Source organism: Dehalococcoidia bacterium, from assembly GCA_030648205.1.
Taxonomy (GTDB): Bacteria; Chloroflexota; Dehalococcoidia; order JAUSIH01; family JAUSIH01; genus JAUSIH01.
This window is the reverse complement of record JAUSIH010000063.1, coordinates 1-3,801: the sequence shown is the minus strand read 5'-3', so window position 1 is coordinate 3,801 and position 3,801 is coordinate 1. Positions and strand designations below refer to the sequence as shown.

Here is a 3,801-nt window from a genome sequence, read left to right as displayed (position 1 = left end):
CCCAGGGAGAAGCGGTCGCCGCCGGACTCGCCGTGGCCGCGCAGGTCGAACATGAGCACGCTGAAGCCGCGCCGGGACAGCGCCGCGGCCACGGGCAACTCCGCGCTGGCCAGCTTCTTGGCCCGATTGCCATCCTTCCCGTGGACGATGATGAGGACGCGCTTGCCGCCCTCCGCCGGGATGAACCACCCCCTGAGAGACACAGCGTCCTCCGCACTGGGGAATGAGACGTCGTCGTACTGCAGTCCGAAGGTCGCGGGCGTGGCGACGAGCGGGAAGCGCTTGGCGCGGCTCAGCGCCCACGCCGAATAGCCGGACACCGCGGCGACCCCACACGCTAGCACGATGACTATCGCCGCCAGCGCGAGCGGGGCGCGCCCCCAGAGGAAACACCGGCTCCGGTTGAACATCACACCAGCCAATTGGTCTTCTCACGGGCTATTATAGGGGAGACGCCGGCAGGGTTGTCAGACGCCGGTTTGCTTGACAAAAATCGCCCTAGCGGTTAGACTTGCGCCGAAGAAGTCCGCCTCACGCAGCACCATACCCTTCCTAACTGCCGCGCGTACTTCAGGGCAACTTTTACAGACGCGCAACTTGCTTGCGCATGGAGGAGACCGCAGTTGTCTTACGGGAAGATCACGGCAGAAGGCCTCGCAGCCCTACGGAAGAAGATCGGCGTTGAACGCGCCGTCACCGAGCCATACAACGAATACGTGACGAAGGACGGTGTCAAGCATTACGCCCGCGCCATTGGCGACCCCAATCCCCTGTGGCTGGACGAAGCGTACGCCCGCAAGACCCGCTGGGGCGGCATTATCGCGTCGCCCGGATACCTTAACAGCGTCGGATGGGGAAGCTGGGACGTGCGCCGGGGACAGGGCCTTGCCGGCGTGCACGGCCTTCATGCGGGGGACATCTACGAGTACAACTGCCCCATGCGCCTGGGCGACAAGTTCACCACGACGACCTACCTCCAGGATGTGGTTGAAAAGAAGGGCGAGTACGCCGGGCGTATGATTCTCCAGACTCACGCGGCAGTCTTCAAGAACCAGCGCGGCGAGACGGTCGCCAAGTGGACCTGGCCCATCATGCGCACCGAGCGCGAAGCCGGGCAGTCGGGTGGCAAGTACACCAAGATTGAGCCCGGCCGCTACACGCCTGAAGAAATGAAAAAGATCGAGGCCGACTACGACGCCGAGGAAGTGCGCGGAGCCAAGCCGCGCTACTGGGAGGACGTGAAGGTCGGCGACGAGCTTGTCCCTGTTGTCAAAGGGCCTCTCACAACGCAGGACGTCATCGCATGGGTCATGGGCGTAGGCTCTCCGCATATCCGCGCGTTCCGCTTTTTCCTGGACTACCGCCGCCGCACCCCGGCCATCTCCGTGACCAATCCGCTGAACGGGGTGCCGGAACCTATCGAGCGTGTCCACTGGGACAACTGGATGGCGGCGGAGATTGGCATGCCCGCCGCCTATGACTACGGTTCCCAGCGCGGCGCATGGGCCGTTCACCTCATAACGAACTGGATGGGCGACGACGCCTGGCTCAAGAAGATTGAGGTTATGTACCGGGGCATGAACTTCCTGGGCGACACCACATGGATTAAGGGCAAGGTCGTCCGCAAGTGGACTGAAGGCAAGGAGCACCTGGCGGACGTGGAGATCACGGGAATCAACCAGCGCAAAGCCGTGACCATGCCCGGCCACGCGATAGTCGCGCTCCCTTCCAGGGTGGACGGCATACCCAAGGTGCAAGGCTAGACGCGGGGGCACGCAGGAAACATTCACCAGGGATAGGAATGAGGACACCTGGGGCCGACAGGTCCTAGCGCAAAAGAAGGAGAAGCGATATGGTGGCACATCCCACGGAACACGCCGTTATCACCCCCGAAATGTTGGAGGAAGTCAGGAAGCGGATTGGCGTAGAGTTCACGCCGCGCGACTACCCCTTCTGGAACACCCAGGCCAACTGGGACGCCGTCCGCCAGTACTGCTGGGGGATCGGCGACGACAACCCCCTGTTCAACGAGGCGGAATACGCCAAGAAGAGCCCATGGGGCACCAACGTCGTCCCGTTCAACTTCCTCTACAGCGTTTACTGGTGCAGCGGCCGCTACGGCCTGCCCGGCATCCACGGCTGGCACTCCGGCAACGACTGGAAGCTCTTCAAGCCCATCCTGAAGGACGACACCATCAGCTACACGGTGAAGGTCACCGACCTGGTGGAGAAGAAGAGCCAGATGGCGGGCCGGACTTTCCTTGAGTACTGCGTCGCCACATACCGCAACCAGCGGAACGAGGTCGTGGCCACGGCCCTGGGCTGGAGCGTCCGCGCCGAGCGCAAGGCCTCCGGCGAAAAGGGCAAGTACCGCGACATTCAGGCTGCGACCTACACGCCAGAGCAGATGCAGAAGACCATCCAGCAGGTTATTGACGAGAAGCCCCGGGGCGGCGAGCCGCGCTACTGGGACGACGTGAAGGTGGGCGATGAGACCACCCCCGTCATCAAGGGCCCCCTGTCCATGCGCGACATGTTCGCCTACATCATGGGCGGCGGCTCCCCATTCATGAAGGCTCACCGCATTTTCTACAAGTACACCATGCGTCACCCGGGCGCGGTCATGATAGACTCCACTACCGGCCAGATTGACGTGCCGGAACTGGTCCACATGGAGCAGTCGCGCGCCCAGGAGATCGGCATCCCCGGCGCTTATGACTACGGCTGCCAGCGCATGAGCTGGCTCATCCACGGCATCTACGACTGGATGAGCGACTACGGCTTTTGCAAGCGCATGTACGGCGAGCTCCGCCGCTTCAACGTCGTCGGCGACACCCAGTGGATCAAGGGCAAGGTCACCAAGAAGTGGGTGGACGAGAAGACCAAGGAGCACCTTGTTCAGCTCGATGTCTGGGCTCAGAACCAGAGGGACGAGGTCAGCGCGCCCGGCTGGGCCATCGTCCGCCTCCCCACGCGCAAAGACGATCTGAAGGCGTACGTCGAAAGCCTGAAGAAGGGCACCCCCCCCGAGTAACTCTCGGTTACAGGCAGAGAGGGCCGTCCGCGTTGGGCGGCCTTCCCCTTTTCGCCGTGCACCGAGCGCTCGGCGGCGGCGTCCGGGCCGTTTCCGGGAGTGAACCACACGCAGGTCAGGAGGTGTTTACCTTGGTCTTGCAGCAGGGTAGTATCACCGACGAAGGCCTCGAACAACTCCGCGCCCGCCTGGGCAGCTACGTCCGCACGCGCCAGTACGGCACCGGCCCCTGGAACACCGAGGTCACGCGAGACAACATCCGCCACTACTGCTACGGCATTGGCGACGACAACCCGCTTTGGCTTGACGCCGAATACGCTTGCAAGACGCGCTGGGGCGGCATCATCGCCCCGCCCTCGTTCCTGTACAGCGTCTACTGGTGCTCCGGTCGCGTGGGGGGCCTGCCCGGCGTCCACGGCTTCCACGCGGGAAATGACTGGCAGTTTCTTCAGCCCATGATGGTGGGCGACCGCATCACCGTCCAGGAGCAGTTCTCCGACCTGAAGGTGAAGCAGAGCGAGTTCGCCAAGCGTATCGTCCTGACCTACAGCGTCGCCACCTACCGCAACCAGCGCGGCGAGGACGTTGCGCGGTGCAAGGGCTGGCAGGTCCGCGCCGAACGCGCGGCCGCCCGCGAGCGCGGCAAGTACTCGGGCGTTGAGCACTACGCGTACACGCCGGAAGAACTCAAGCGCATCGAAGAAGACACCCTGAAAGAAGAGGTCCGCGGCGCGGAGCCGCGCTTCTGGGAGGACGTGCAGGTCGGC

The 3,801-nt window shown here is 63.7% G+C and carries 4 protein-coding genes; 3 read left to right on the top strand and 1 reads right to left on the bottom strand.

Annotation, left to right across the window (positions count from 1 at the left end; genetic code table 11):
- On the bottom strand, nt 1–413 hold a 413-nt coding region (locus Q7T26_08135; protein MDO8532121.1), incomplete at its 3' end, for an alpha/beta hydrolase.
- A 210-nt stretch (nt 414–623) separates the two neighbouring features.
- On the opposite strand from Q7T26_08135, the gene Q7T26_08130 reads away from it, so the two are divergent.
- The 3 genes from Q7T26_08130 to Q7T26_08120 form a co-directional block, all read left to right on the top strand.
- Complete coding sequence (locus Q7T26_08130; GenBank protein ID MDO8532120.1) at nt 624–1,763, top strand: MaoC family dehydratase N-terminal domain-containing protein; 1,140 nt, start codon at nt 624–626, stop codon at nt 1,761–1,763.
- A gap of 89 nt (nt 1,764–1,852) precedes the next feature.
- Nucleotides 1,853–3,034: a MaoC family dehydratase N-terminal domain-containing protein gene (locus Q7T26_08125; GenBank protein MDO8532119.1), complete on the top strand. Its 1,182-nt coding sequence runs from the start codon at nt 1,853–1,855 to the stop codon at nt 3,032–3,034.
- Nucleotides 3,035–3,165: 131 nt separating this feature from the next.
- Nucleotides 3,166–3,801: MaoC family dehydratase N-terminal domain-containing protein (locus Q7T26_08120; protein MDO8532118.1), on the top strand; the 636-nt coding region annotated here is incomplete at its 3' end.